Below are 25,894 nucleotides of genomic sequence, written 5' to 3' on the forward strand. Positions count from 1 at the left end.
TCCCGCTTCGCCGCGGAACAGGCGGCTTTGCGCAGCCCATTCGCGACTCGCAGCATCGTCTCCGGCGTCTCTGTGCCGTTATCAGGGTAAGTTTCGCGGCCTGGTCTCTTGAGATATCGTTATCGGTGCGGTTTCCCTGCTTATCAGGCAATTAACAGGGAAAAATGCGCATTTCGGATCGAAAACAGGTAAATTGACGGCCGAAAGACGGCCGGGTTCGTAGAGAAGCTTCGCAATTTCAGCGCTTTACATGCCAAAAATGGCGGTTTCCCTGTTATTCGACCGAACAGGGACTTAATTCGACGTATCAGGGTGCGATATCGACCGGATCAGGTTGCAGTCTCGGCATAACAGGCAATTGTCGATCAGGTGTAGCCCAGTACCTTACGCTGCTTCGACCAGGCCAATGGCACCGCAATTGACTTGAATGACTGGAGGGTGAGAGAGGCTGGCTGTCGGCCATCCAGAATATCTCGCTGGATGTCGGGCGACAGGAAAGCGAGCCGCAGGATATTCGTGTCGTAGCGCGAGGGAGGACCCGCCTGCATGATGGGCATGCCGCGCTTCCACGTGACCATGGCACGGGCCTTGCGCAAAGCGGCTACGAGCACTGGATCGATGTTGCGAGCAGGTTTGCCTGCATTGACGGCGACCGCCTTGCCTCCGCGAAGCGGCAAAGCCAGTGGAAGGAATACGACGCAGCTCTTCTTTTGGGAGTGAATAAGCTCTTCGCCCGGCGCTAACCTCGCCGCAATCGCTATCGGATCGATAGAGGACAGTTCGATGACGAGCCCACGGTTCGTTAGGCGAACCTTCGAGATGAGCTTAAAGTTGGGCTCGCTTATGCCCATCCAGCGCATAGAGGCATCGCAAACGATGCGCTCTATCGTAGGTGCTGACAACCTTCTGATCATGTCGCCATCCTCAGGCGCGGCCCCTTGCTGAAGCGACGTTGAGACATAGTAGCGATAGGACTTGCCCATCTTGCCCCGCGAAAAGGTTGGGCTCATCGGTTCTCCGGTTGCATCGAACAGCTTTCCGGTAAGCGGCGCTCTGGCCATTTGCGTGCCAGCTCGCTGCGACCTACGCCTCGCATTGCTAGCTAGCCTTCGCTGAACGCGCTCGAACAGGTCCGGGTCGATAATAGCGTCATGCTGTCCTTCATAAGCGTGCTCCTTGTGGACGATCTGACCGAGGTAGATGCGGTTGCGCAGCAGGTGGAACAGCGCACCGCGACTGAACGGTAGGCCTCCGGTCTTCTTGCCCTTCCTGGTGACATGGACCTTGGAAAGAACGCCTTCGATCACGAGATCGCGCTGAAGCGCATGGACCGAACCTAACTTGAGATAGCGTGTGAAGATGCGCTGGACGATGGCAGCCTCGGCTTCGTTGACCTCAAGCTTGCGGCTTTCTTTCTTGGGGCGATCGTACCCCAGCGGCGGCAAGCCGCCCATCCACATGCCGCGCTTCTTTGAGGCCGCAATCTTGTCGCGGATGCGCTCGCCGGTCACCTCGCGTTCGAACTGCGCGAAGGAGAGCAGGACGTTGAGCATCAAACGACCCATGGAGTTTGTGGTGTTGAACGCTTGGGTGACCGAGACGAAACTGCAGTCGGCTTTCTCGAATATCTCGACGATCCTTGAGAAGTCGGTGAGCGAGCGCGTGAGGCGATCGATCTTGTAGACCACGACGACGTCGATCAGCCCTGTCGCGATATCCTCCAGAAGAGACTGGAGGCCCGGACGCTCCAGCGTGCCTCCTGAATACCCCCCGTCATCGTAAAGCCTGGAAAGCAGTGTCCAGCCTTCGCTCGCCTGGCTCATCACATAGGCTTCGCTGGCAGCGCGCTGGGCATCGAGGCTGTTGAAGTCTTGGTCGAGGCCTTCTTCCGAACTCTTGCGGGTATAGATCGCACAGCGAAGGGTCTTTGGCTTTTCTGGCATCAGCCGTCCCGCAGACCGAAAAAGCGCGGCCCGTTCCAACGTGATCCGGCGATGGCGCTCGCAGCTGCGGAGAGGCTTGGATAGAGCTCATCGTCCCAGCGAAAGCCGCCCTCTTCGACAACAACGGTTACCTCGAGCCCTTTCCAGTTGCGCGTGAGTGTAGCGCCAAGGCCAAGGTGCCGGCCTTCGGCCTCGATGGGTCCCGACCGTTCAAGGGTTCGCCTGGACTTGGCATCCAGTCCGCCAAGTTCCTCGGCCTGAATTCGCCAGGCAAGCATTTGGCGCATGATGAGCACGGAGCGAAGTTGGGGAGGGGCGCCGTAGCGGTCCCTCCAGTTTGCACGAAGCGCTTCCAGGTCCATCCGGTCGATCTTGGCCACGACGTGATCAAGGTCTTCAGTCATGTCTGTTCATCCGCCCGATAGCGACGCACGCCGTCGATCTTCTCAGAGGCAATGGCGAGCCCGCGCTTCTTGAGAGCCCCTGCCAGCGCGCCGCGCACCGAGTGCGATTGCCAACCGGTTGCCTTCATCATCTCGGCAATGCTGGCGCCGTTCTTTCGTCGGATCATCTTCTCCAGATGATCAAGCTTGGTCATTGCTCTTGCGGTCATATGTCTTCTCCGATCGCGCGGCGCAAAAATTGCCGCCGCTACCGGAGCAAGCCCGGGATCGCCGGGCGCAGGCCCACCAATGCTCCGATCGCCCCGACAGTCCAGTCCGAAGTGGACAAGTCCCAATTTCTTGGGGATTAGCAATCAGCGAACTAGCGCCTGGGGTTGTGTTCCCTTATTGTTCCAGTCATGGAAACCACCCAAGAGCTGGCATCTCCATCTGCCGACCAAGCGCTCCAGGTCACCTACAAGGACCTTTTCGAGCTTACGCCCGATCCCCGCAATGCGCGTACGCATCCCAAGCGCCAGATCGAACAGATCATCGCCTCGATAAACGCGTTCGGGTTCACCAATCCCATCCTTGCAGACCCTGAAGGCAATCTGATTGCCGGGCATGGGCGGCTGCGCGCTGCAAGGCAGATAGGGCTGAGCAAAGTCCCGGTCATCGAACTTGCCGGTTTGTCAGAAGCGCAGAAGAAGGCGCTGCGGCTTGCCGACAACAAGATCGCGCTCAATGCTGGCTGGGATACCGAGATCCTCAAACTCGAGCTTGCCGATCTGTCGTTGCCCGAGATCGATATCGATCTTTCACTCACCGGCTTCTCCGCCGGCGAGATCGACGTTGTGTTGTCCGAAAGCGAGGATCCCGACGACGAGGTCATTCCCGAAGTTCCGATCGAGCCGTGTGTCTTTGCCGGCGATATCTGGCAGCTTGGTGAGCATCGGATAGGCTGCGGCGATGGCCGTGATGTGGGCTTTCTTCGCCGCGTCGTAGGCGAGGGCGCGCAAGTGGACTGCGCGTTCCTCGATCCGCCCTACAATGTGAAGATCAATGGCCACGCCAATGCCAAGGGCCGTCACCGCGAGTTCGCCATGGCCTCGGGCGAGATGAGCGAGGCTGAGTTCCGAAGCTTCCTCACCGATACGCTCGGCGCTTGCGCCAAGGTCTCGCGCGATGGTGCTGTTCACTTCGTCTGCATGGACTGGCGGCACATGGACGACGTCACGACGTCAGTGGCGAGTATCTACGACACCCTGCTCAACATCTGCGCCTGGAACAAGAGCAATGCGGGCATGGGATCGCTCTATCGTTCCAAGCACGAGATGGTCTTCGTCTACCGCGTAGGCGATGCGCCGCACACAAATTGCGTAGAGCTGGGCAAGCATGGCCGCAATCGCACAAACGTCTGGGACTACCCTTCCGTCAACTCGATGCGTGGCTCGCGGCGCGAGGACCTGACGCTTCATCCCACCGTAAAGCCGGTGGCCATGGTCGCCGATGCAATTTGCGATGTGACGAAGCAGGGCGAGCTGGTGCTCGACATCTTCCTCGGCTCCGGGACCAGCCTTATTGCTGCCGAGCGTGTCGGACGCGCCTTTCGCGGCGTGGATATCGATCCCGCCTATGTCGATCTTGCCATGACCCGCTGGAGCGAGATCACCGGAAAACAGCCAAAGCTGATCAATCGCGACCAACAAATGGAGGCCGCAGAATGAGCCGGGCGGGCAATGGTCGCTTCCAGAAGGGTCAGTCGGGCAATCCCAACGGACGCCCAAAAGCTCGCCGACCGAACAACTCGGCCTTCGACATCATCTTGGACAAGTCACTCACCGTCACCCAGAACGGGGGCGCGCGTGAGCTGACGGTCGAAGAGGCCTTGGAGCTGCAGACCTACCAGGCTGCGCTGGGGGGAAGCCGCATGGCTATTCGCAAGGTTCTCAAGATGATCGAGAAGCGCGAGGCTGCTTTGGCCAAGAAGGCGCCAGTGCAATCTACTCCCATCAAGACGGAGTTCCACTACACCTCGGATAACGCCAACGAGGCCATGCGACTTCTCGATATCGCAGAGCCCGATCCGGGAATGGAAGGAAGGCGCTGGTTCGTAAACGCCTGGGCGACGCAGGCAGCGCTTAGCCGGCCAGGCCGCAAACGGTACGAAGGCAAGGAAGTCGACAATATCAAGTTCTTCACCAAGGACTGCAATACGCTTCGCTGGCCTCGCGGAAACTACCGATGACTGCCGAGCATCGCGGAGGATACGCTAACCCGCCGCAGGCGACACGCTTCAGCAAAGGTCAGTCCGGCAACCCTCGCGGGCGACCACGTAATCGTCATCGGGGCATTCCGCATGACGCCATTCTGGGTCAGATGGTCACCATTAGGGAGAATGGCAGAGAAAGACGGGTTACTGCGGCTGAAGCCTTTCTTCTGCAACTAACGCAAAAAGGTCTGGCAGGCGACAGCGCGGCGGCACGCGCCTCCCTTGAAGCGATCGAGAAGGCGCGATCATCGCGCTCCGACCAGGAGCAGACCATCAAGACAATTATTCTCCAGCCGATTGCTTCCGGTATGGATGCGATAATCGATACCCTCGGTATCGCTGTGTTGAAGTATCCGAAAGACGAGAGACGCGTTCGCTGGGAGCTGAATCCTTGGATCGTAGAGGCCGCGTTAGCGCGGCGTGCGGGCGAGCCGCTCTCAGCAAGCGAACAGCGCGAGGTCTGGGAAAATACCCGCACCCCGCAAAAGGTCACGTGGCCTCAATGGTGGAGCTACTTTGGCTGAATGGCAGCTATGCGCCCCAGATTCAGACATTCGGGTGAGAGGGCGGGGCGCCTTAAAGCGGACCGCCAAACTTGGCTGCTCAAATTAGCAGAGGCGCTGGTTTCAGATTAAAACCGATACTGGGCTCAGGGCCAATCGGCGCCACCTCAAGCTGTTTGGCGAGCGATCAGCTTTGGCGGCAGAACGAGGCTTTCAGTGCTTTCGCCATTCATGCGGCGTAGCAAAAGGTCGACGAGGCATCGGGCACCGGCGGCGATATCCTGTCTGACAGTTGTGAGCGGTGGCTGCGTCTGCGATGCGATAGGTAGATCGTCGAAGCCTATTAGTTTCACTTTTCCCGGCACGGCAATCTTCCTGCTTTGCATTTCCTTGAGACATGCGACCGCCAAAAGGTCCGTAGCGGCGAAAATTCCGTCGAAATCGCTATGCGAACTTGCGAAGTGTTCAGCAATCTCGTCTGCCGCCCGGTCCGGATTTAGATGAGTTGGGAGTACACTAATCGACACCCCCATCTTGTCGGCCACAGCCTTCGCCCCGGCAAAGCGTGCAGCGAATTCGATTGGGTCGGTCGAACCGAGAAACGCGATACTCTGGCAGTCGGAGGCGATCAGGCGCTCAGCTGCCAGCTTTCCGCCAAGTCGGTTGTCGGACCCCACCACACAGTGGCGCTGTCCCTCTTGGTGATTGCCCCAGACGACCATGGGCCGGTAGCCGTCAGCCACATCTTCGATGCGGTCAAACTGGTCTGACTGCCCGATCACGATGGTGCCTTCCACCATGCCTGAACCTATGAACCTGTCGAGCCAGTCTTCGTCTTTGTCGGGTATGACCCGGCGCAGCATAAGGTCGTAACCACGCTCGGTCAGTTCATCGGCCAAATAGCCTAGAAGGGTCATGAAGAAGGTATCAGATATCTGCTGGCGTCGATCGTGCCCCAAGGGGATCACAACTCCGATCACCCCGGTTTTCTGGCGCCGGAAACGGCTCGCCATCTGATTGAGGCGAAAGTCATGTTCGCGCGCCAGCGCCTCGATCTTCTCGCGGGTCTTTGCGTTGACGAGGCTCTTGCCTGCCAGAGCTCTCGACACGGTTCCCGGCGAGACCCCGGCCAGCTTCGCCAGGTCGGTAATCGTCCGGACACGCTTCGGCATCTCAACAGGCTTATCGTCGTTAGGCAGTTTGGGCATCTGCTCCTAGCTCGCTCGCGGTTGCATGACTTTCGGCACGGGCCTTCCCGCGTCGACAAACATCGTCGCGATGGCTCCTAGTATCATCAGGCCTCCGCCCAGCAACAGCACATTGCGCGGATCCCCGCCTAGGATCGGCTCATAGAATAGCGGCATGGTAAGCGTCTGGATGAGCATCGGTATGACGATGAACATATTGAAGATGCCCATGTAGATTCCATTGCGCTCCGGCGGAATTACGTCGGCGAGCATAACATAGGTATTGCCCATCATGCCGGCCCAACCGATCCCGATACCAAGCATGAGGACGAATAGCCCAGCCGTTGTCTCTACACCCGGGATCATGAGCATCGCCGCTCCCGAAGCGGTAAGGCAAATCGCATGCACCAGCCTTGCCCCTAGCTTCCGCACGATTGGGATCAGCAGCAGGGCTCCGAGAAAAGCGATGAAATTGTAAAGAGCGCCCGCCTGCTGCGTGGTGAGTGTGGCTTCCCGGAAGGCGGCGCTTGACGGATCTGACGTGTCGTAGAGCGACCTGCCGACAGCGAAGGTGATGTACTGCCAATAGGCGAACATTGCGTACCATTGGCAAAGCATGGCCAGAGAAAGCTGACGCATCGCTTTTGGCATATCGCGGATCGCGCTGACGATTTCCTCAGCGGTGGCGGCGACCGTCAACGGTTTCGTGTCGAGGTCTTCTTTTTCTTCCTCCGTCATTGGAAGCTCCGGAACGCGCCAAACCGACCAGACGATCGTGCTGATCGACAGGATCGCACCGATGATGAAGGCGATTTTCACGATTACGGGAATGCCGTTTTCATCCAGCACATCCTTCGCGACAAATGCCGTGAGCAATGTCGGTGCAAGGTATGACAGTGTCTGTGCGAGTCCGGTAAAAGCACTCTGGGTGAGGAAGCCTACAGACCGCTGATCGGGGACGAGGCGATCGGCCACATAGGCGCGATAGGGCTCCATCGTGATGTTGTTGCCGGCATCGAGGATCCAGAGGAGGCTCGCTGCCATCCACAGTGCACTCGAGTAGGGCATGAGGAGCAGGCTGATCGAGCAGATGATCGCACCAATCAGGAAGTAGGGCGTACGCCTCCCAAATCGCGAATTGGTTCGGTCACTCATTGCGCCGATTATCGGCTGAACGATCAAGCCGGTCATCGGACCGGCAAGCCAGAGGAGGGGCATGGTGGATTCTTCCGCGCCCAGGAATCCGTAGATCGGACCCATGTTGGCCTGCTGAAGACCGAAGCTGAACTGCAGGCCAAAAAAGCCGATGTTCATTTCGATGATTCGAAGCAGCGAAAGCCGCGGTTTTGTGGCGGTTAGCATCCTTTAGTCCCTCTCCAAGCCCCGCCATTCCGGCGATGTGCAACGCTTAGGTGTCACACAAATCGCCGAATTGCAAACGTTTGCATTTTTGTGTTGCAAACGTTTGTATCGAGCGTATGCCTAATGAGCGAATCATAAAGAATTCACATCGGGAGAGTACCAATGCAGTTTCGTCACGCCCTTGCCGCAGGCGTTGCCCTGTCGGCCATTTCCAGCCCCGCTTTCGCGCAGGATGATGCTCCTGCAGCTGATGGAGAGCCCGTACTTGAGAGCGACGTTATCGTTGTTACGGCGGTTGCTCGCGGCCAAAACCGCTTGGAAACTTCGGTTTCGGTCAGCACGGTCGATGCCGAATCAATCGCGGACCTGAACCCCAGCTCCTCGGCAGACCTTATTCGCCAGATCCCGGGCATCCGCTCGGAAGCCTCCGGCGGTGAAGGTAATGCCAACATTGCCGTCCGCGGCATCCCTGTTTCGACTGGTGGTGCTCGCTACATCCAGCTGCAGGAGGACGGCCTGCCGGTTCTTGAATTCGGCGACATCATCTTCGGTAATGCTGACAACTTCCTGCGCGCAGATCGCAATGTGGGCCGCGTGGAAGCAGTTCGCGGCGGTTCGGCATCGACGTTCGCTTCCAACTCGCCTGGCGGAATCGTGAACTTCATCTCTAAAGATGGGCAGGATGAGGGAGGTGCGATTGCCGGCACGATTGGCCTCGACCACGAAACCTATCGGGTCGATTTCGACTACGGTTCTGCTCTGGGCACCGATACATTTTTCCACGTCGGCGGCTTCTACCGTACTGGTGAGGGTGTCCGTGAGGTAGGTTACAACGGCTCGGACGGCGGCCAGATCAAAGCCAATCTGACGCAGCTTTTCGACAACGGAACGCTACGCTTCCATGCGAAATACCTCGACGACAAGACGCCGACGATCCTTCCTCAGCCGGTCTTCGTAAGCGGAACCGATGAAAATCCTAACTATTCGGCGATCCCGAATTTCGACCCTCGTACGGACTCGCTTTATAGCCGCTATATCGACAGCGCTGTTTCGCTCGATGGCGGCAACAATCCGACGACCTACGATATCCATGAAGGTTTGTCCGTGAAGGCGGTAACGCTTGGGTTCGAAGGTGATTTCGAAGTCGCGCCCGGTCTGACGCTAACCAACAAGTTCCGGTTTGCAGATAACTCTGGTGCCTTTGTGTCTCCCTTCCCCGCTAGCGCCGGTGATGCCCAGTCGATTGCAGACGGGATCGGCGGCGCCGGCTCTTCGATCCGGTTTGCTTCTGGACCAAACGCGGGTCAGTTAGCCGATCCGGCGACTATCGGCGGAAATGGTCTGCTGACGAACATTGTGTTGTTCAATGTGCGTCTCAACAGTCTCGATCACATCGCCAACGATTTTCGTATCGCGAAGGAAATGGACTTCGCAGGCGGATCGTTGACGCTTACCGGCGGCTTCTACGCTTCGTCGCAGGATGTGGACACCGACTGGGTGTGGACTTCCTATACCCAAACTGTCGAAGGCGACGGCAATTCGGTGCTGGTCGACATCCTCGATGCGGGCGGCAACACGGTTACGCAAAACGGGACCGTTGGGTTCGGCGCAAGCTTCTTCGGCAATTGTTGCCGTCGCAGCTACGACGTGAACTACGAAACCTACGCCCCTTTCGCGTCACTCTCGCTCGAATTGGATCGTCTGACGTTCGACGCAAGTGTCCGGTATGACTTCGGCAATGCCGAGGGCACGATCACCGGGTCGGATTCCGGCTTCGGCAATGGCGTCACTTCGTTCGACTTCAACGGCGATGGCTCGATCAGCCCAGCCGAAGCGCAGACCAGCATCCTTCCGTTCGATGCGACCCGCCCCGTAGATTACGATTACGATTACATCTCGTACTCGATCGGCGCCAACTATCTTCTCACCGACAATTTCTCGGCGTTTGCACGCTACAGCCACGGCGGTCGTCATACTGCCGATCGTAGCCTGTTTTCCCCGGCAGTCAGCACGGTGGACGGCGGTCTGCCCGGTGACGACGATAGCGGTGTCATCGCAGAGGTCGATCAGATCGAAGGCGGCTTTAAATACCAGGGCGCAGGACTTCGGGTTTATGCCACTGCCTTCTTCGCTGAGACGGCGGAAACCAACGTGGAGATCGCTCCGCTTCTTCTTACCGACAACCGCTACGAAGCGTACGGGGTCGAACTTGAAGGAAGCTACAGCGTGGGTCCCTTCTCGATCTCCGGCGGTGCAACTTGGACCGATGCCGAGATCAAGGAGTCTCTCAACGCTTCGGTCATTGGGAACACTCCCCGCCGTCAGGCTGATTTCGTCTACCAAGGTACCGCGCAGTTCGAGAACGATTTGCTCACGGTAGGTGTCAATGCGATCGGCACGACTGACAGCTACACGCAGGACAGCAATCAGCTGAAGCTGCCCGGCTACACGCAGGTCAACGCCTTCTTGGCAGTTCGTCCGATCGATAACGTCGAATTGGCGCTCAACGCCAGCAACCTCTTCGATGTCTTCGGCTACACCGAAGCGGAAGAGGGATCGATCCCCGGCAATGGTCTGGCCCGCGCCCGTTCAATTGCCGGCCGCGCAGTAACAGCGTCGGTTCGCCTCGACTTCTAATCTGGGAGCAAAAGACGGGGTCGGCCGGAACTTTCCTCCCCTGGCCGGCCCCACACTTTCAACTCTCAATCTTGGATCGTTCGATGACTAGCGTTTGGACTGCCCACGACGTCGACAAAATTGATCTCGATCGCGTTGATCGAGTTCCTGTGATCACTGAAGCCCAGCGCGACGGACTTCTTGACGATCGAGTATACTGGGATATGTGGCCTATTCAGGATCCGGACGGGCGCATCGCGGATTGCACGGGTCGCGAACTTTGGATGGCACTCTCCGCGCCCGACCGCGGTGACCCGTCGCTAAGACATTTCGAGGCGAAAATCCGCCTTTTGGAGCGCAAGAACCAATCATGGCTCGATATCGGTGATGTCCTGCCGGACCAGCCGGTTCCCTATGAACGCGAATGGGCGGGTTCGGCGTTGAAAACTGGCAATCGGGTCAGCCTCTACTTCACTGCTGCGGGGACGGTCGATCGGAGTGGAGGTTACCAGCAGAAGCTTTTCGAAGCTCACGGCACGCTCGATGACGATGGCTTGCCCAAGGATTGGACCCGACCGGCGCCCTCGATCTCTGCTCACTCGCCGCTTTATCATGCGGCAGACGCCCACGAGGGTGAAGCTGGCAAGATCAAGGCGTTTCGTGACCCGGCCTATTTTCGTGATCCAGCGGATGGTCAGGAATACCTCGTCTTCACTGCTTCGCTCGCAGACGCGCAATCCGAGTTCAATGGCGCTGTAGGCATTGCCCGGCGTCAGGGGAATGACTGGATCCTTTTGCCACCGATCATCCACGCCGATGGGGTGAATAACGAGCTTGAAAGAGCACATGTCGTCTTCCATGAAGGGCGATACTACGCGTTCTGGGCTACCCAAAGCGGAACTTTTAGCCCGGGATTGCGCAACGCGCCGAACGGTCTTTACGGCATGGTATCGGACAGCCTTCTTGGCGAATATCGACCGCTCAACGGTTCAGGACTGGTGCTCGCCAACCCGTCGGACGAACCGTTGCAGACATATAGCTGGTTCGTGTCGCGTGAATTGATCGTATCGAGCTTTGTCGATCACTGGGGGCTCACCACGATGTCCAAGCAGCAAAAACCGGAGGATCTGGCGAGGCGGTTTGGCGGCGTTCCGGCACCATTGCTTCGGCTACAGATCGACGTTGATCGTTGTGAGCTGGTGCAATTGGAGCCTGCATAATGGGAGCTCCGCGAATGTTTGGTGGGATAGAAGCAGGCGGAACCAAGTTCGTGCTCGCGGTCGCATCCTCGCCATCGGATATTATCGCGCGGCATGAGATGCCAACCCGCTCGCCCGATGAAACATTAGCAGAAGTTGAGGCGTGGTTCCGCACTCACCCTCCTCTGGACGCAATAGGGATTGCCTCGTTCGGCCCAGCCATCATCGATCTTGCCGACCAGAATTGGGGGCGGATCGGATCAACTCCAAAGCCTGGGTGGTCAGATTGCGATGTCGCTGGCTTTTTCCGGAACGCGTTTGGCTTGCCGGTTGGCTTCGACACGGATGTTAATGGAGCAGCTCTCGCCGAAGCGAGATACGGGGCTGGCCGCAGCGCAAGCTCACTCGTCTACGTGACAGTAGGGACAGGCATAGGCGGCGGCTTAGTCATCAACGGCAAACCGGTTCACGGAGCCGCGCACCCAGAAATGGGTCATATCTTTCCGAGGCGCCATGCTTCCGACACGAGCTTCAAAGGAATATGCCCTGCCCACGGGGACTGCCTCGAGGGATTGGCTTGCGGTCCGGCGATCATCGAACGTTGGGGCCACTCTTTGTCTGAGCTTCCCGATGATCACGAGGCACTGGATGTAATCGCCTCATACATCGCTCAACTTTGCCATTCGATCTTCGCCATAACCTCTGCAGAAATGATTGTTCTTGGCGGCGGCGTCATGAATACTCGCGGCCTGTTTGACCGCATCCACAGAGAGGCCGATCAACTCAACGCAAGCTATTTCCCTGGGACCAATCGACACACCATTGCGCGCCCCGGTTTGGAGGAAAACTCCGGGCTGATTGGTGCCCTACTGCTTGCAGAAAGAGCTGCCGGATAAGGCGGTTGGCCTAGCAATCCTGATGCGACCTCGACCAGATCGAATGGCCGCGTTTGCTGGCTCCGACACCGATACCAGACTGTCCGCAATCGGCCCAGTTTCAGTCATTCAGCGAGACTAGCCCTGAAGTCAGCTTTGGGGCCGAGAGCGGTCTGTCCGCTTTCAGACGCACGGATCTGGAAACCGGACATGCAAAGCAGCTGCCGTTTGAAAATCGCTCGGTTTCTGGGCAGGAGCAGTCTTCGCCTTGCCTGACAGAAGGTAAATGAAGCGTCCCACAAAATCATCTACCCGGCGCAATCACTTTCTATGGGCGTCTCACCGTCGGCTTGTAAAATTCCCATTGTTGGTTGACGGCTCCGTTGCAATCCCATGTGATAAGGTGGGTCGTGTTGTTCTGCGACCAGTCCAGGCATTTGCCGGTCTTTGCGTTGCGGAACTGAGTTCCGCGATGCTGCCAGATCTGATCCGATCCGCCATCGCATTGGGTCATGAACACCCGCGCTCCTTTGCCGCCCGCCTGAAGACAGGTCTGGTAGGCATCGTTGACGCGGCGGTTGCGGAACATGCCGTTGCGATCGAAATTGAAGGTGACCCCCGAGGTGCACAAGCCGACATTGAACCAGCCGTTGAAGGGGTTGATGTTACCGGTCACGCAATAGCGGGCGCCCGTCAGGAAACCTTTCTTTTTAGAACGCAGCTTCTGGCCTTTGAAATTGACGCGGCCATAAGGCCGGCCCCCGGCTTCGAGATGCGAAAGGAATCCCCCGTGGTCGTGTTGCGCCTTGAACCATGCCCAGCGATTGCCCGGTGATCCCGCCGTGTAAGGCGTTGCGGTATAGGTGATGCGAGCGCCGTTGGTTTCGGGCACCAGTTCGGCAACGCTATCGCCTTCGCGGCGAAGGTCCTTGCCCCTGCTGGTGCTGGTCGCCCGGGTGATTCTGCTCGTCAAAATCGAGCGAGTGGCGCTGGGAGAACTGAATGTCGTGTAAAGAGCGACTTTGCTCAAGGCTGCGAAAATCTGTGCCTGGAATCCGCCGAGCGAATGGCCCGTAACGGTCAGATGCTTGTCGGGGGTCGCACCGGGGTTGAGCGCATTCATGCGCGCAGCAACCTGTTGTGCCAGTGTCGTATAGAATGCCCGGTCAACAGGTGCAGAAATTGCAATTTTTACGTCCTCAATCAGGTCTTCGGACTTTCTCGTATTCGTGCCTGCAAAGGCCAGGATGAACTGATCGGTCTCCTTGTAATGATAAAGCCCAACCTGCATGCCATTTTTTGCCGTGAAGAAGTATTCGAGCTGGCCGTATTCGTCGTCCAATTTGTCATCCGTCCACACGCCTTGCGACGCGCAAGCCTCGAGCCTGTCGCCGCGATTGCAGCCGATCATGACGGGCGCAGCCGCCCCCCCGAAATCGCGCTGATCGTGGTGCGGCAGGTGATAGGCCGCTCGGGCAAAACGAAGCACGTCCACATCAGATATCGAATCTGCTCTGACCGGTCGGAATTGCCGCTCAGCTTCGGGCTCGATTTCTTCTTCGTCGGACACGCATTTGCCGAAAATCAGCCTCGTCATTTTGAGGCCCGCGTCACACGGATCGGATCTTTCGACGATCGTGCAGGCCCGCTGCCCTTCTGCGCCGCACGCCCCCAGGGTTTCGGTGATGGTGTCTTTCAACTGGCTCGATCCATTTGGCGCAGCGACCGCTGGCACGCTCCCCATCAATGCCGCAGCCGAAAGGCCGCTTGAAATGCCAAAGATTACGTTCGCCGATTTCTTTGCGTTCAACATGAACTTACCCCTTGATTTTCGGAACATATTTGCCGGTTTTCGGATGGCCCGATCACCGAAAGACACAGCTTTCCCCCGCCCACATGGCGCTGATCTCGCTGCGTCGATTGTGATTTTCGACGATGTAATGGACGCCGTCGCCGATCCGTTCATCGCCGAGCGTGCTGGCTTCATACCGGGTGGTGCCATATTGCAGCATGGTGGCCGGGCTTCCGATGGTCGCTCCGGCAGGGCCTGAGACCGCAACACTGCGCGCTGTGTCGCCTGCTGCCCTGCCGAGTGTCCAGCCCTTCCAGCGATCGTCCGCCAGATATAGCGTCACGTCTGCGAACCGGATGACTTCGCCCGGACAGGCGGTCTCTTCGTCATAGACCGCGCGGTCCGTCGGATCGCCGAGAAACCGGCCGAGGACAGCCACCAATTCGCCTGAGGACACTCCGAAGTCGTAGCGCGATGACCCAATGCCCGGCTGTCGCAACTCGAACCCGCTGCCGTCGAAATAAAGGCTGGGCAGCAGCGAGGCGGCTTCGGGTTCTTCTGCGATGATCTGGCAGAAATGTGTGTCGCCGCGAATCTCGAGCACCGCCTTGTCGCTGATGACGGCCAGCGAGCCTGCATCGCCTTGATAAAGCGCTGCGCCACCCTCCGGCAGGAATTGCAGGTCCGTGTCGGCGCGGTCGAGCATTGCGATGCCGACATCGTCAAGCCGGACCTGCGCGGGCGCCGCATCGCGCGCAGCGATCATCACCGTGAGCACGCCATCTTCGCCGCCGAGGCAATTGTACTGGTCCACGATCGAGGCGTAGGCCGGCGTGGCACCGGCCGCGAAGCACGCTGCCACCAGCAAGGCCGACCGGCGTAGGGTTTGGACGCGCCTCGCCATCCTATCGGCCCCCGAAATTGTAATAGAGTTGTCCAATCCCGTTCTTGTCGGTCAGGCTCTCCATGCCGGCACGAAATTCGTCCGAGCGGTTACACGGGTTCGCGACGATACGACCGTTTTCCACTTTTACGCTTGCGCTCACCCATAGCTTTTCGCGCGCGCGCTTCATGCAGCCGCGATGGTCGCTCCCTTCCCAGACTTTCTTGATCGCGCCGCCAAACAGGCCCTTCGTCTCGCCGTAGATGTGGAAGCTCCGCAGCACGTTCCGAGCGGCATCGGCGTATTTGAAGACCCGCTTCACTTCGCACTCGCCCGGATCGAGTGTGAACCACCCATGATACTCGTAGGCAAATGGCGGCATACCCGGCACCCTCCTCATCTTCGCCTCGTCATTGACCACTCCCAGCGCGAGGGCGGCATAAACGGTCTCATTGTGGTTGTTGCACAGCTTGATCTCCTGCCGATCGGTACCGCTTTGAGCGGATGCGGGCATCGCGATCAGAGCGGCGGGCAAGGCGAGGGCAGACAGGTATTTCATCATGGTAGGCTCCTGGTTTAACGGGTCCACAAACGGCTGACCGGGCGGTCTCGATCGAAATCCCACACGCCGAGCGCGCGGGCGGCAAAATCATGCTCGGAATAGCGGGCACGCACCCTTTCGAAGTCTGCGGCGAGATTTTCGCAGGACGAAGCGAGCGGAGAAAAGGCGTGTTGCCGCAGGTCTGCTGCCTCTGCGCTCGCCTGATCGGCCGTCCAGTGACTGCACCGTTCAAGCCGCCAGAGCATTTCTGGCAGGTCCATGCCGACGGTCACGGTGCTGCGGTAATCGCCTGCCGGTCGGTCAGAGACCTGGTCTGCAAGATGGCGATGAATATCGAGGCTGGCGCCCGATTGGGTGCGGCTGAGATAGGTCCAGCCGACCGTGTCTGCTCGCGTGCGCGAAACCACCATAGAAACCACCGCGCCATCATCGCCGACCGCCAGAAATGCGATCCGGGCCGATCGGTCAGCGACTTCTGTCTCGGCGATGGCCTGAACCTGCATCGACATAACCGCTCCCACGGCCCCGCCCTCCTCCCATTTACGCAGATAGATATTCGTATCGTCCGTCACCGCTCCACCCAGCAGCGTGGCCTGCGAGACGGTGGTGATGCCGTAGCCGCTGATCGCCAGAGCGCGCTGTTGCAGCGTGATATCGCAAGCATGTTCGGCCTTGTCGGGCCCGACCACCTGAGCAACCAGATCGAAATCTTCCAGCTCCGGGTTGTCCAGATTGCCCTTGTCGAGGATCGAGACCAGTCCGATGCTCTCCGCCTCACGGGGGGTCCGAGACAATAATCTGAGAACCGGATACCTTCTGGTCCCAGCGCCTCCGTCATTCTCGCCCAATTCAATCTGCGTCCGGCGGATATCGGGGCGATAGGGCTGGAAAAAGTCGTATTCAGTAAGCTCAAGATTGGCGGTGCCGCCGCCATCGCCGGGATCGCCCAGACTGGCGATGACCGCCGCATTCCCGGTTTCCGGAGCGGCACACAGGTAAACCAAAGCCGCATGCGGCGGCTCTTCGCTGCCTGACCGGCCCATGCTCGTATCGAACCGCCCCGCTGTCGATGCCGCTTTTGCAGTGGCCGACGGGGCGAAAAGAGCGACGCTCAGGGCGAGCAGCAGCCAATTCTTTTGCATGTTTGGGCTCCTCTAGCCGGATCGCCGCTGCGCAACTGCGGAGGACGAAACGATTGTCTTGTTCGGATGCGTTTATTGATCCGCTCGTATGAACACGTTCAAAAGCTGGCCTAGTTTGGTGTCATTGCCTGACAGCCGTTCGCAAACGATTGAAGCTAATGAGGAATTACTAATCGCGAGCGCCCTACGTGTCATACCCAAAAGTGGGTATGATCCATGCGCGGAATGCGGTTTTTCACAAAGGCCCGTGCCTAGCGGCGCACGATCGCGGCCATCTCAATAATGCGCTGAGCGATCAGCTTGGGTCGCTGATGCAGCAGCAATTCACCCGCACCCACCACGCGCTCGATTGTCAATTCACTGCTCGATTCTTCCAGTCGCTGGAAATATGGCGCATCGAACATCGGCTCACCTTCTCCAAGCAAGACATGGACAGAAACCGGAAGGTCGAGCAGCTGCTCTTCCTTGAATCGCCAGCGCTGGGACGCGCGCTCGCAGAATACCTTAGGCCCCATCATGAAGGACAATTCGCACCAATTGCGCATGAGCGGCACGAACTCGACATCGTCACAGCTGGCACGATCCACTGGCGACTGATGGTATCGGCGCTCTACATACCAATCGATGCCCTTCCGTCTAACATTGCGAAATCCAGCCGAGACGACAAGTTCCAGCGCCTTTGGCAATACGTTCGGCAGGCGCAGCATTGTGCGGAAGCTGAGAGGGGCATGCGAAAGGCGCTTGCGGGTGAGCGGTAAGCAGTCGGAAATGCCGAGAAGCGCGCCAAAGGTCTCAGGCCGCGCGCGCTCCAAAGCGAGGAGGTGAATGGCCCCGGTGGCCAGTCCAACACCGAGGCAGTTCTTCAATCCCAGTGCATCGGCTACTGCGCTGTAAGCAACGAGATCGTCTTGCTCGAGCGACAGTTTTGGGTTCTGTTCGCTGCCTCCCATACCGGGCCAGCAGGGCGCGATCAGCTTGATCCCGGCCTCTCGCAATCGTCGCTCTATCCGCTCACCCATCAAATAGCCCAGCGACAAGCCATGAAGCAGCAAAACAGGCTGGCCATCAGGCGCACCGGTCCAGCTATAGGCGACCTTATATCCATCAGGCCGCTCGATTCGCCGCAGATTACCCCACGGGTCGGCCCAGCGGACCCCGTTTAGAGTCGATTGTTCGGTGATGCGCGCACAGACCAGCGAGAGCAGGCGAACCAGATCGATCAGCGACTGTGCGCCAGCCTTTGCAACCATCGCCTTTATCTGCGTGCGCACGGTCTGGACACCCGTGCCGCGTTGCACCGCGACATCAGCGGGCGATTTACCTTCGACGAGCAACTTGGCGATCTGCAATTCTGCAAGCGTGAAACCGAACGCATCGGCAAGCACAACATCAACCGACGAGCCCCACGAGGAATTGAGGCTCCGCACGATCAGAAAGGTCTGTCGCGTCTTGCCCACAGAGAGCACAAACGCCTCAGCAAGCGTCGTGGAATCATCGCCGGTGAGCAAGCGGATCACCGCATGTTTTCGGTTACCTGATCCGCGCGCGCTGCGCTGCAAGGATTGGAGGTCAGACCTCGATTCCTCGGCAATCCAGTCCAGTTCGAAGGTGCGCCCCTGAGTCGCCCCAAAGAGCCGCTGTGCCGCTTCGTTCGACAGCGCAACCCCAAGGTCCGGAGAAAGGGCCATCGCTGCGCGTGCCACCTGGCTGACCTCGACCTCGAGCGGGTCTTCGGCGCGCATTGTGTCATGCTTGTCCAGAAGGGATATCGCGTTTTCGAGATATGGGATGAAGCGATCCGCGTCCGACACCGCCCCGGCCGAAAGGCGTGCATCCCAGGATGCCAGCATTCTGTCGAAAGCATCGACATCGGCCACCGATCGGAACGTCTCCACTATCGGGTCGATATCCAGGTCGCGGGGATCATTAGCCAATTAGTCGGGGCCTCAATTTGCCTGAAGTGCAGGTCTGCCAAAAATCGAGCGTCTTCAGCATGGCCGCAATACGAAACTTTCCAAGCTACAGCAAATGGGCCGATAGCTGTCAGTCCGCTTGCGGGTGCCACAACAGTAAAAGCCGACATTCAGCTTGCGACCCGAAAGCGGACAAAGCCTTGAAGGGAATTACTTTTCTATCTAGCGTCAATCCGAGAGAGGGGCGCGGAAATGCCATTTTCCCATTTAAAGGGTGTCGATGCGCCCACAATCGCCGATAATGACGATCTTTTGGCGTTTGTCCTAGATAACGGCCCGAACCTCATCTTCATCAAGGATGAGGAGAGTAAGCTAGTTTACGCCAATGCTGCGTTTCTGGGGCTGTACGCTCCCGATATGCGCTCGGGAGTTCTAGGCACCACCACGGTGGAAAGCTTCGAACCCGAAGAAGCGGAACTTTTCCTCAGCGAAGATCGACGCGCACTGCGCGAAGGGTTTTCGGAAATTGTCGAGGAGATCACCGATTGGAAAGCCGAGCGTCGCACATTCCTAACGCGAAAGATGGTCTTCCATACCGCCGATGGCGCCAAACGGCTTGTCTGCATCGCGACGGACATCACTGACCTCGCAGCCCGCGAGCGAAGGGTTGTCAGGCTCAATGCGCAGCTGAAACTGTATTCCCATTCGATTGCCCACGATCTCAAAAATCCGGTCTCCAGCTTCATCAGCGGGCTAAATCTTCTGCAGCGCGACAAGAACTCGCAATTGAGTGAGCGGAGCGAAATGGTCGTCTCGGCGCTTAAAGACAGCGCCAGCGGAATGGCAGGCATGATCAATTCGACCCTGAAAGCCGCAATCAGCGAAAGCGAAGATCTGCAGTTCCAGAAATACGACTTGAACCTTCTGTTGGAAGAAGTGCGGTTCAATCTTTCGGCGGCGATCCAGGAGGCCAATATGAGTCTCCACGTTACGCGGCTACCCGATGCGACAGTCGAACCGAATCTCTTTCGCCAACTGTTCCAGAACCTCATTGAGAATTCGATATGCCATGCGGGCGGCAAACGACCTGTGGTGACGATCCATCATCGTGAAGAGGAAGGAGAACATCTTTTTTTCGTTGGGGACAATGGCCCCGGTATTGCACCGGAAAGGCGAGATCAGATATTCAGCCAATTCTTCAAGGGCGAGGATGGTGGAAAGCTAGGCCTCGGGCTTACGATCAGTCAACGCATCGCAAACCTTCACGACGGCTACATCGAAGTGCACGACAAGGTAGAGGATGGCTGCTGCATGCTGGTTCGCATTCCGGCACGGTAGATCAAATTTAACGGCCGCTTTCCACCCATCTGATGACGCTTTCACCGAGCTTAGGATGTGCCTGGAGCGGACGGGCAGCTAACGACCCAATTGCGGACGTCTCACCTTATTGACTTGTCGGCCAGCATCAAAAGGTCGTCCCGCGGAGCGTTGGTGATCGCACCGTCAACCGCGAACGTTGATCTGACATCGGGCCGGAAGCTTAAATGACGCTAACCAAGGCCTTAAGAGCGTCAGCGTGGTACAAGATTCTGCGATGCCCTAGACCGCTAAGTTCAGTCAGTGCCGCTTGGTCGCCAAGCTCAAGGAAACGCCGCGATTCTTCGATGGATACTTCTTCGTCATCGATGCAATGGATGATGCTCAACGGATAGCCGATCGCTTCGTACATCCTGTTACCGTCCATCTCGCTTAGAGTAGTGCCGATGTTCCGGCACAGACGCTTTTCGAATGCTCTTTGTCCTGCAGTGCCCATGCCTAGAGCTTGTGAAAAGCCGTGTGTGACCGATGACAAGCGATTGGGTGATGCCAACAGGACAATATGGCCATTATCGCCGAGCGCTCCAGGGCTGAGCCGGCTAAGTGTGAAGGCAGTCACCGCGCCTCCGAAGCTGTGGGCGACAACCACATCAGCTCCGTCAAGCTTTGATAAGAGCGCCTCCAAAGCACTCGCACATTCCACAAGGTTGGTTCGCAAACCGGACGATGTCCCGTGTGCAGGCAAATCGATGCACACGACCTCATGCCCTAGTTCAATCAAGGGATCGACCATAGCGAGCATGTAACGCGCTGCGCTCATCCATCCGTGGACCAAGATGACACGTTTAGATACGGGCTGCTGCCTTGCACCGAACCGATATGCTGAAATACGCTTGCCGTCGTGCACGAAACCGATGTCTTGCGCCGTGGCCAGCTTCGCATCCGCGCGGGCCGCCAATCGCTTCTCAGCTGCCGAAAGACGCCTTGGCTTCAGCGGCGTAGTGAAGAGCACGTGGGCGGCGCATCCTGCCAGCCAGGGCGACACGCGGTTCAGAGCCGTAAAAATACGTTGGAGCGAAGAATGCATTCCGCGGACCTATCAGTGATAGGTTGACAGTCAATAGGGCTAGCGGCGATGGTTTCTCATGGCCAGAACGATCCGAAAACCAGCGCACGAACGGCGGGAGCAAATTCTCGCTGAAGCGTTACGACTGTTCGCACGGCAGGGGATGGCAAACGTTTCGACGCGGCAGATCGCCAAAGCCGTAGGTATAAGCCAACCTTCGCTCTACGCGCATTTTCGTAGCCGGGATGAAATCGCTATCGAAGTCGCACGTCGGGCATTTCTGAAACTTCGCAATCGGATGGAGGCTGTCAGCTCCAGCAACCATTCCGCACGCGAGCGGCTCCGGCTAATGGGCAAAGAATACGTGCGCTTCGGTTTGGAGGAGAGCGATGCCTATAGAATGGCCTTCATCCTCGAACGCCGTAACCTGACCGACGAAGATCGTATTGTTATCCATCAAGCAGGTATGCACGGCTTCTCTATCGTGCAGAACTTCTTTCAGGATGAGCTCGATGGAGACGACCGGACCACCGCTGCGGCAGCGCAGTCAGCATGGGCAAGCATGCATGGCCTCGTCTCGCTTTTACTTACTCGACCAGACTTTCCTTGGGTGGAGCAAGAAGCGCTGATCGAAACGCATCTTGATCGATTGTGCCGGGATTTTCTGGGATGACAGCCACGCTTAGCAAGAGCCAATGTCTGGTCGTGCACATAGCCAAAGCCAATGCCAAATCAGCCGGTCCGCTTCCCACCCAATCACGGACGATCCACGCTGATGTGAGACAACTTAGAAGCGGTCGATCAGGCCTGCCGAGCGACCGCTTCTCCAGTTAGATTTCAGTTCGCTCCGCGAGCAACAAGGCGTCTTCAACATCAACGCCCAGATAGCGGACCGTGTTCTCGATCTTCGTATGGCCAAGCAGGATCTGGATAGCTCGGATGTTGCCTGTCGCGCGATGAATCATCGCTGCCTTCGTCCGACGCAACGAATGCGTACCATATCCCGCTTTGCGAAGTCCGATGGCAGTCACCCATTCATCGACGAGGCGAGCATACTGCCTCGTGCTCATATGACCTGCTGGGTCGACCCGGCTCGGGAACAGGAAGTCGCTAATCGAGCCGCCTCGGCGTTCCAGCCACGCTAGCAAAGTAGATCGAACATCGGCGGTGAGTTCGAACTGCACTGGACGATTTGTCTTCTGCTGGATGACTGTTGCCCGATTACGGATATCCGCGCCTGCAACAACGTCGCCGATCTTGATCTTCACCAGGTCGCAACCGCGCAGCTTGCTGTCGATGGCAAGATCGAAGAGCGCCTTGTCTCTCAAACGTCCCTCGCGATCGAGATGAAACCGTATTGCCCAGATTTGCTTCTGTGTCAGTGGACGCTTTGTCCCAACGTTCTTGCCAGCGTTCCATGCTGGACGATGCCGCGTGGCTGTATCGAATCGTGAGTATCCCATTGTTTGTCTCCTCGGCCAGTATTGGCCGAGGAGGTAACGCTCGAGATGTCGCTGCTTGGGGCCGGTTTCAGACAGTCTCCTTTCGGCCGCATAGGCTGCGAAATCAGACCTATTGCTATCGACCCGAAATCTCGCCAATGCTTTCGAGCGACCGAGGGCCCTATCCGTAGATCAACAAGTAGTTCAACTTCTCCCAAAGAGACCATGCGCCTATCCCCCGCGGCAGTGAGTCTGCTTCTTCTCAGTCGTAGAACCCAATTGATCGGGAGCGCTCCGCCTCTAAGGGATCTTCCGTTCGGCGGGCCCCAAGGATACACCCTTTGGTCTGCAGTTGCCGTTGGGTTCAAACCGTGCAGAAATGAGTTTCGCCATCGACCGTCCGCATTTCTGAGAAATCAGCTTCGTCCGGGATCCTGCCGAAAGCGATCTTCGCGCCGAGGTACCCTCCAGGGAGCGACTCGTGAATTCCGAATGTCGCGGCTTTCGGGCCGTGCTCCGTGCGTAACTGGTCGAGCGTGGCGCTCAAGCGCTCGGATCGTTCGCGGCGTACTTCGGTCTCTGTCGTGCTGTTATGAAACAGGTCTTGCTGACCCACGGATCCGTCATCGATGCCGTGTAGCATGATCGATATCGAGCGCGGCACAAAACCGGCGCAGGCGCGATACCGCTGCGTCAGGCAACTAAGTTCCCTCAACAACGTCCGGTCGTCGGAGACCGCGTGGAAGACGATCTCTTGGCTCCACCGCTTATCATCTGATTTGCGTCGCGTCTGGCTGCGATAGCCGCCGCCTCGCGCCGACATCGTCATCTTAGTCGCGCGCACCTCGGCTCTGCGGAGACGTCGAGCGGCGCTCAACAGCAGTTGGCGGGCGCAGTCTTCGACCCGGTCAGGAGTGCGCCAGTCGAGCGGCAACATCCGGCTGTGACCAAACATGCGCTTCTTGGTTTCCGGGCGCTCATAAGGATAGCCGTGGAGCGCGTTCCAGAAACGCTCTCCCTCGATACTGCCCCACAAGGCGCGGCAGTGCTTTGCGTCGAGCTTCCAGAGCTTTGCGAAATTGGTAACGTTCGCGCCTGACAGCCGCCGCTCTATTCCTGCTGACACGCCCGGGATGTCGCGCAGCGGTATTGCCTCGAGCGCGTCAGGCAGCTGAGCTCGGTCCAGCGTAACCAACCCGTCGGGCTTCTGCATTTCTGCAGCGATCTTGGCGAGCAGTTCGGTTTGGGCCAGCCCGATGGAACAGGTCAGCGCCTCGCTGAAGTCTTCGCGCAGCCGCGCCTTGATCCGCTTGGCGAGAGCGACTGCCTCGCGAGATTCCGACGCGACAAGTTGGCAGGACAGCTCGTCTATCGATCTCACCGATGAAATAGGCAGACAGGTCTCAATCGAAGCGAGGATACGATGATGAAGCCGGACATACACATCGGGGCGCGCAACGACGAAGATCATCTCCGGCACGATCGCCCGCGCATCCACAATCGAAATGCTCGACGGAACGCCCCGCGCCTTTGCTTCGCGGCTGACAGCGATACAGCCCGTGCCCGGCACATCGAGCGGCACGACGCCTACCGGCTTCCCCCGCAAGTCGGCATTGAAATGCTGTTCGGCAGAGGCGAAGAAACTATCGAAATCCAAGAAGAGCGTCGACCGATCAGCATTTGCGACCCGGCCAGAATCATCGGTGAAAGACATGCGCGGAATTTAGAACAAACGCGGAACAGCGGCAAGCGTGCATGATAGTGGCCACGCCTTAGAATGAATCATGCCAATCCATTTCCTGGTTCCGCTTGGCAGGCTTATGCGTTGAGCAAACATGGCATCGCAGACAATAGAAGATTCGCACCTCCGAGCACGCACGCGCCACCTTAACAACTTGCCGCTACGCGAAGACGGCGCCGACTACGTGCTGGTTTGGCTCCAGCAGACTCTGCGCGGTCACGAACACCCTGCCATCGAAACCGCTCTGGAGCTCGCCAAAGCCCGCGGATTGCCCGTCCTTGTTTACCATGGACTGCGACCCGATTATCCGCATGCCTCGCAGCGGCTGTCGCGCTTTATTGTCGGAGCTTCGGCGGTAATGGGCCGGACCTTGCGAGACAGAGGTATCGCCTGCCGTCAGCTGGTTCAGCGTGATCGCAAGCATGGAAAAGGGATGGTCTACCGGCTAGCCGAGCGCGCTTTATGCGTAATCGTCGACGATCACCCGACCTCCGTCGCGCGCATACAGTCGGATAGTTTTGCTGCCAGCAATCACACCGCCACACTGGCGGTCGATTCCACCCGCCTGGTTACTCATTCGGTGCTCGGCGGAAAACTCGGGACCACGAAAGCCTTTCGCGCCGCGCATACCCCGAAGCGCGAAGAATGGTTGGGAGGATGTGGCAACGCAGAACCGGTCACAACACGGACCATTGCCGACTTGCCTCAAGAGCTCGTCGAGCTAGCCGACTTGAACGAGAGACAGCTCGATGCGCTCATCGCCGAACTGCCAATCGACCAGGAGCTGCCTTACACTCAGGACCACCCGGCCACGACCGAGGAGGCAACCGCCCGATTGGAGCGGATCGATGAGGAGTTCATTCGACGCTACAAATGGGAGCGCAACAATCCTTCGATGCAGCACGGCGCAACCGAACTTTCGCCCTATCTGCATTTCGGAATGGTTGCTCCGTGGGAAGTGGCGCAGCGCATCGAGGCGAGTGGCGCGCCCAAATCCTATGGCTACAAGCTGAAGGACGAACTGCTCACATGGCGCGAATGGACGCATTGGCGCGTGACCGAGCGTGCCGACCTCCTGCACTGGGAGACGCTTCCTTCGTTCGGGCGCGAGACATTGGAAGCGCACGCGGCGGATCGACGTGATCCCGAACTCCCGATCAAAGACGTCCTGCATGGCCGCACAGGCGATCCGGTCTTCGACGCTTCGGCGCGCTGCTGGTTGGCGACGGGCTGGCTACACAACAATCTTCGTATGTATTGGGCCAAACAGGTCATCCGCTTCATCGCAACGCCACGTGGCGCTTGGGCAGCCTGTTGCTACATCAATGACCGCTTATCGTATGATGGACGGGACCCTGCGACCTATGTTTCTATGCGTTGGGCATTCGGCGAGGCGCGGCCCGGCTATCGCGAGATACCGATCTATGGACGCATCATGCCCAAATCATCCGCCGCGATCCTCAAGCGCGAGGGAATGACAGAGTGGATCGAACAATGGGCGACAGCGCAGACGCCTGACATCGATTGCTCGGACTTTGCCGAGAAAGCGCGGCTTTATGGTGTATCCGCGAAAGACATAGTTCGGCAACGCCTCCGATTTCTCGATTAGACGGCTGAACGATCGCCCGGCACCTGCAGCGGCTACCAAGCCAGGGACCAATCTAAACTGACACTTGTCAGTTTCGGACCGATTGGC

Annotated in this window: 22 protein-coding genes; 9 read left to right on the forward strand and 13 right to left on the reverse strand. The window is 58.2% G+C overall.

Features of this window, described 5'->3' with window-relative positions; all coding sequences use genetic code 11:
• Positions 1–365 precede the first annotated feature (365 nt).
• From GRI34_RS12885 to GRI34_RS12895, 3 genes are read right to left on the reverse strand one after another with little or no spacing between them, the layout of a single operon-like run.
• Entirely contained in the window at positions 366–1,943 is a 1,578-nt protein-coding gene (locus GRI34_RS12885; protein ID WP_160596275.1) for a recombinase family protein, read from the reverse strand.
• Complete coding sequence (locus tag GRI34_RS12890; protein WP_160596276.1) at positions 1,943–2,347, reverse strand: DUF2924 domain-containing protein; 405 nt, start codon at positions 2,345–2,347, stop codon at positions 1,943–1,945. The genes GRI34_RS12885 and GRI34_RS12890 overlap by 1 nt, the downstream gene beginning before the upstream one ends.
• Positions 2,344–2,541 carry a DUF3489 domain-containing protein gene (locus GRI34_RS12895; RefSeq protein WP_199800173.1) on the reverse strand — a complete coding sequence of 66 codons (198 nt, stop codon included), beginning with the start codon at positions 2,539–2,541 and terminating at the stop codon, positions 2,344–2,346. The genes GRI34_RS12890 and GRI34_RS12895 overlap by 4 nt, the downstream gene beginning before the upstream one ends.
• Before the next feature lie 204 nt (positions 2,542–2,745).
• On the opposite strand from GRI34_RS12895, the gene GRI34_RS12900 reads away from it, so the two are divergent.
• The 3 genes from GRI34_RS12900 to GRI34_RS12910 are packed head-to-tail and all read left to right on the forward strand — an operon-like array spanning position 2,746 to position 5,122.
• Positions 2,746–4,053 (forward strand): site-specific DNA-methyltransferase, encoded by a 1,308-nt coding sequence (locus tag GRI34_RS12900; RefSeq protein WP_160596278.1) that lies wholly within the window; start codon positions 2,746–2,748, stop codon positions 4,051–4,053.
• Complete coding sequence (locus GRI34_RS12905; RefSeq protein ID WP_160596279.1) at positions 4,050–4,574, forward strand: DUF5681 domain-containing protein; 525 nt, start codon at positions 4,050–4,052, stop codon at positions 4,572–4,574. The genes GRI34_RS12900 and GRI34_RS12905 overlap by 4 nt, the downstream gene beginning before the upstream one ends.
• Positions 4,571–5,122: a DUF5681 domain-containing protein gene (locus GRI34_RS12910; RefSeq protein WP_160596280.1), complete on the forward strand. Its 552-nt coding sequence runs from the start codon at positions 4,571–4,573 to the stop codon at positions 5,120–5,122. Before GRI34_RS12905 ends, GRI34_RS12910 begins: the two co-directional genes overlap by 4 nt.
• A gap of 146 nt (positions 5,123–5,268) precedes the next feature.
• Here GRI34_RS12910 and GRI34_RS12915 read toward each other — a convergent pair whose 3' ends face one another.
• Both GRI34_RS12915 and GRI34_RS12920 read right to left on the reverse strand, forming a co-directional pair.
• On the reverse strand, positions 5,269–6,309 hold the full coding sequence (locus GRI34_RS12915) for a LacI family DNA-binding transcriptional regulator (RefSeq protein ID WP_199800174.1): 1,041 nt from the start codon (positions 6,307–6,309) through the stop codon (positions 5,269–5,271).
• A 6-nt stretch (positions 6,310–6,315) separates the two neighbouring features.
• Positions 6,316–7,650 carry an MFS transporter gene (locus GRI34_RS12920; protein WP_160596281.1) on the reverse strand — a complete coding sequence of 445 codons (1,335 nt, stop codon included), beginning with the start codon at positions 7,648–7,650 and terminating at the stop codon, positions 6,316–6,318.
• A 162-nt stretch (positions 7,651–7,812) separates the two neighbouring features.
• On the opposite strand from GRI34_RS12920, the gene GRI34_RS12925 reads away from it, so the two are divergent.
• The 3 genes from GRI34_RS12925 to GRI34_RS12935 all read left to right on the forward strand — a co-directional run bounded on the left by GRI34_RS12925 (position 7,813) and on the right by GRI34_RS12935 (position 12,361).
• Positions 7,813–10,287: a TonB-dependent receptor domain-containing protein gene (locus GRI34_RS12925; RefSeq protein WP_160596282.1), complete on the forward strand. Its 2,475-nt coding sequence runs from the start codon at positions 7,813–7,815 to the stop codon at positions 10,285–10,287.
• Positions 10,288–10,370: 83 nt separating this feature from the next.
• On the forward strand, positions 10,371–11,486 hold the full coding sequence (locus tag GRI34_RS12930; RefSeq protein WP_160596283.1) for a glycoside hydrolase family 68 protein: 1,116 nt from the start codon (positions 10,371–10,373) through the stop codon (positions 11,484–11,486).
• Between the two features lie 14 nt (positions 11,487–11,500).
• On the forward strand, positions 11,501–12,361 hold the full coding sequence (locus GRI34_RS12935) for an ROK family protein (protein ID WP_234028225.1): 861 nt from the start codon (positions 11,501–11,503) through the stop codon (positions 12,359–12,361).
• Between the two features lie 307 nt (positions 12,362–12,668).
• Here GRI34_RS12935 and GRI34_RS13450 read toward each other — a convergent pair whose 3' ends face one another.
• From GRI34_RS13450 to GRI34_RS12960, 5 genes are all read right to left on the reverse strand, one after another.
• A complete protein-coding gene (locus GRI34_RS13450; protein ID WP_160596285.1) occupies positions 12,669–14,219 on the reverse strand; it encodes a ricin-type beta-trefoil lectin domain protein in 1,551 nt (516 codons plus the stop codon).
• Positions 14,206–15,036, reverse strand: coding sequence for a hypothetical protein (locus tag GRI34_RS12945; protein ID WP_160596286.1), 831 nt, complete (start codon positions 15,034–15,036; stop codon positions 14,206–14,208). Before GRI34_RS12945 ends, GRI34_RS13450 begins: the two co-directional genes overlap by 14 nt.
• Before the next feature lies 1 nt (position 15,037).
• Positions 15,038–15,577: a hypothetical protein gene (locus GRI34_RS12950; RefSeq protein ID WP_160596287.1), complete on the reverse strand. Its 540-nt coding sequence runs from the start codon at positions 15,575–15,577 to the stop codon at positions 15,038–15,040.
• A gap of 14 nt (positions 15,578–15,591) precedes the next feature.
• On the reverse strand, positions 15,592–16,719 hold the full coding sequence (locus GRI34_RS12955) for a hypothetical protein (protein ID WP_160596288.1): 1,128 nt from the start codon (positions 16,717–16,719) through the stop codon (positions 15,592–15,594).
• A gap of 251 nt (positions 16,720–16,970) precedes the next feature.
• Entirely contained in the window at positions 16,971–18,407 is a 1,437-nt protein-coding gene (locus GRI34_RS12960) for an alpha/beta hydrolase (protein WP_160596289.1), read from the reverse strand.
• 477 nt (positions 18,408–18,884) lie between these two features.
• On the opposite strand from GRI34_RS12960, the gene GRI34_RS12965 reads away from it, so the two are divergent.
• A complete protein-coding gene (locus GRI34_RS12965; RefSeq protein WP_160596290.1) occupies positions 18,885–19,970 on the forward strand; it encodes a sensor histidine kinase in 1,086 nt (361 codons plus the stop codon).
• 202 nt (positions 19,971–20,172) lie between these two features.
• Here the strand turns inward: GRI34_RS12965 and GRI34_RS12970 are convergent, their stop codons facing one another.
• On the reverse strand, positions 20,173–21,036 hold the full coding sequence (locus GRI34_RS12970) for an alpha/beta fold hydrolase (RefSeq protein ID WP_160596291.1): 864 nt from the start codon (positions 21,034–21,036) through the stop codon (positions 20,173–20,175).
• A gap of 58 nt (positions 21,037–21,094) precedes the next feature.
• Here GRI34_RS12970 and GRI34_RS12975 point away from each other — a divergent pair, with 58 nt between their 5' ends.
• Positions 21,095–21,688, forward strand: coding sequence for a TetR/AcrR family transcriptional regulator (locus GRI34_RS12975; protein WP_160596292.1), 594 nt, complete (start codon positions 21,095–21,097; stop codon positions 21,686–21,688).
• Between the two features lie 157 nt (positions 21,689–21,845).
• Here GRI34_RS12975 and GRI34_RS12980 read toward each other — a convergent pair whose 3' ends face one another.
• Together GRI34_RS12980 and GRI34_RS12985 are read right to left on the reverse strand one after the other, a co-directional pair.
• Entirely contained in the window at positions 21,846–22,478 is a 633-nt protein-coding gene (locus GRI34_RS12980; RefSeq protein ID WP_160596293.1) for a tyrosine-type recombinase/integrase, read from the reverse strand.
• A 343-nt stretch (positions 22,479–22,821) separates the two neighbouring features.
• Positions 22,822–24,171 carry a Y-family DNA polymerase gene (locus GRI34_RS12985; RefSeq protein WP_160596294.1) on the reverse strand — a complete coding sequence of 450 codons (1,350 nt, stop codon included), beginning with the start codon at positions 24,169–24,171 and terminating at the stop codon, positions 22,822–22,824.
• 181 nt (positions 24,172–24,352) lie between these two features.
• On the opposite strand from GRI34_RS12985, the gene GRI34_RS12990 reads away from it, so the two are divergent.
• Complete coding sequence (locus GRI34_RS12990; RefSeq protein WP_160596295.1) at positions 24,353–25,807, forward strand: FAD-binding domain-containing protein; 1,455 nt, start codon at positions 24,353–24,355, stop codon at positions 25,805–25,807.
• Positions 25,808–25,894 lie beyond the last annotated feature (87 nt).

This window comes from Qipengyuania aquimaris, assembly GCF_009827445.1.
Classification (GTDB): domain Bacteria; phylum Pseudomonadota; class Alphaproteobacteria; order Sphingomonadales; family Sphingomonadaceae; genus Qipengyuania; species Qipengyuania aquimaris.

Excerpts from the sequence above, each read along its gene's own strand:
- GRI34_RS12885 (WP_160596275.1), bottom strand. The coding sequence starts at position 1,943 with ATGCCAGAAAAGCCAAAGACCCTTCGCTGTGCGATCTATACCCGCAAG.
- GRI34_RS12890 (WP_160596276.1), bottom strand. The coding sequence starts at position 2,347 with ATGACTGAAGACCTTGATCACGTCGTGGCCAAGATCGACCGGATGGAC.
- GRI34_RS12895 (WP_199800173.1), bottom strand. The coding sequence starts at position 2,541 with ATGACCAAGCTTGATCATCTGGAGAAGATGATCCGACGAAAGAACGGC.
- GRI34_RS12900 (WP_160596278.1), top strand. The coding sequence starts at position 2,746 with ATGGAAACCACCCAAGAGCTGGCATCTCCATCTGCCGACCAAGCGCTC.
- GRI34_RS12905 (WP_160596279.1), top strand. The coding sequence starts at position 4,050 with ATGAGCCGGGCGGGCAATGGTCGCTTCCAGAAGGGTCAGTCGGGCAAT.
- GRI34_RS12910 (WP_160596280.1), top strand. The coding sequence starts at position 4,571 with ATGACTGCCGAGCATCGCGGAGGATACGCTAACCCGCCGCAGGCGACA.
- GRI34_RS12915 (WP_199800174.1), bottom strand. The coding sequence starts at position 6,309 with ATGCCCAAACTGCCTAACGACGATAAGCCTGTTGAGATGCCGAAGCGT.
- GRI34_RS12920 (WP_160596281.1), bottom strand. The coding sequence starts at position 7,650 with ATGCTAACCGCCACAAAACCGCGGCTTTCGCTGCTTCGAATCATCGAA.
- GRI34_RS12925 (WP_160596282.1), top strand. The coding sequence starts at position 7,813 with ATGCAGTTTCGTCACGCCCTTGCCGCAGGCGTTGCCCTGTCGGCCATT.
- GRI34_RS12930 (WP_160596283.1), top strand. The coding sequence starts at position 10,371 with ATGACTAGCGTTTGGACTGCCCACGACGTCGACAAAATTGATCTCGAT.
- GRI34_RS12935 (WP_234028225.1), top strand. The coding sequence starts at position 11,501 with ATGTTTGGTGGGATAGAAGCAGGCGGAACCAAGTTCGTGCTCGCGGTC.
- GRI34_RS12945 (WP_160596286.1), bottom strand. The coding sequence starts at position 15,036 with ATGGCGAGGCGCGTCCAAACCCTACGCCGGTCGGCCTTGCTGGTGGCA.
- GRI34_RS12950 (WP_160596287.1), bottom strand. The coding sequence starts at position 15,577 with ATGATGAAATACCTGTCTGCCCTCGCCTTGCCCGCCGCTCTGATCGCG.
- GRI34_RS12955 (WP_160596288.1), bottom strand. The coding sequence starts at position 16,719 with ATGCAAAAGAATTGGCTGCTGCTCGCCCTGAGCGTCGCTCTTTTCGCC.
- GRI34_RS12960 (WP_160596289.1), bottom strand. The coding sequence starts at position 18,407 with ATGGCCCTTTCTCCGGACCTTGGGGTTGCGCTGTCGAACGAAGCGGCA.
- GRI34_RS12965 (WP_160596290.1), top strand. The coding sequence starts at position 18,885 with ATGCCATTTTCCCATTTAAAGGGTGTCGATGCGCCCACAATCGCCGAT.
- GRI34_RS12970 (WP_160596291.1), bottom strand. The coding sequence starts at position 21,036 with ATGCATTCTTCGCTCCAACGTATTTTTACGGCTCTGAACCGCGTGTCG.
- GRI34_RS12975 (WP_160596292.1), top strand. The coding sequence starts at position 21,095 with ATGGCCAGAACGATCCGAAAACCAGCGCACGAACGGCGGGAGCAAATT.
- GRI34_RS12980 (WP_160596293.1), bottom strand. The coding sequence starts at position 22,478 with ATGGGATACTCACGATTCGATACAGCCACGCGGCATCGTCCAGCATGG.
- GRI34_RS12985 (WP_160596294.1), bottom strand. The coding sequence starts at position 24,171 with ATGTCTTTCACCGATGATTCTGGCCGGGTCGCAAATGCTGATCGGTCG.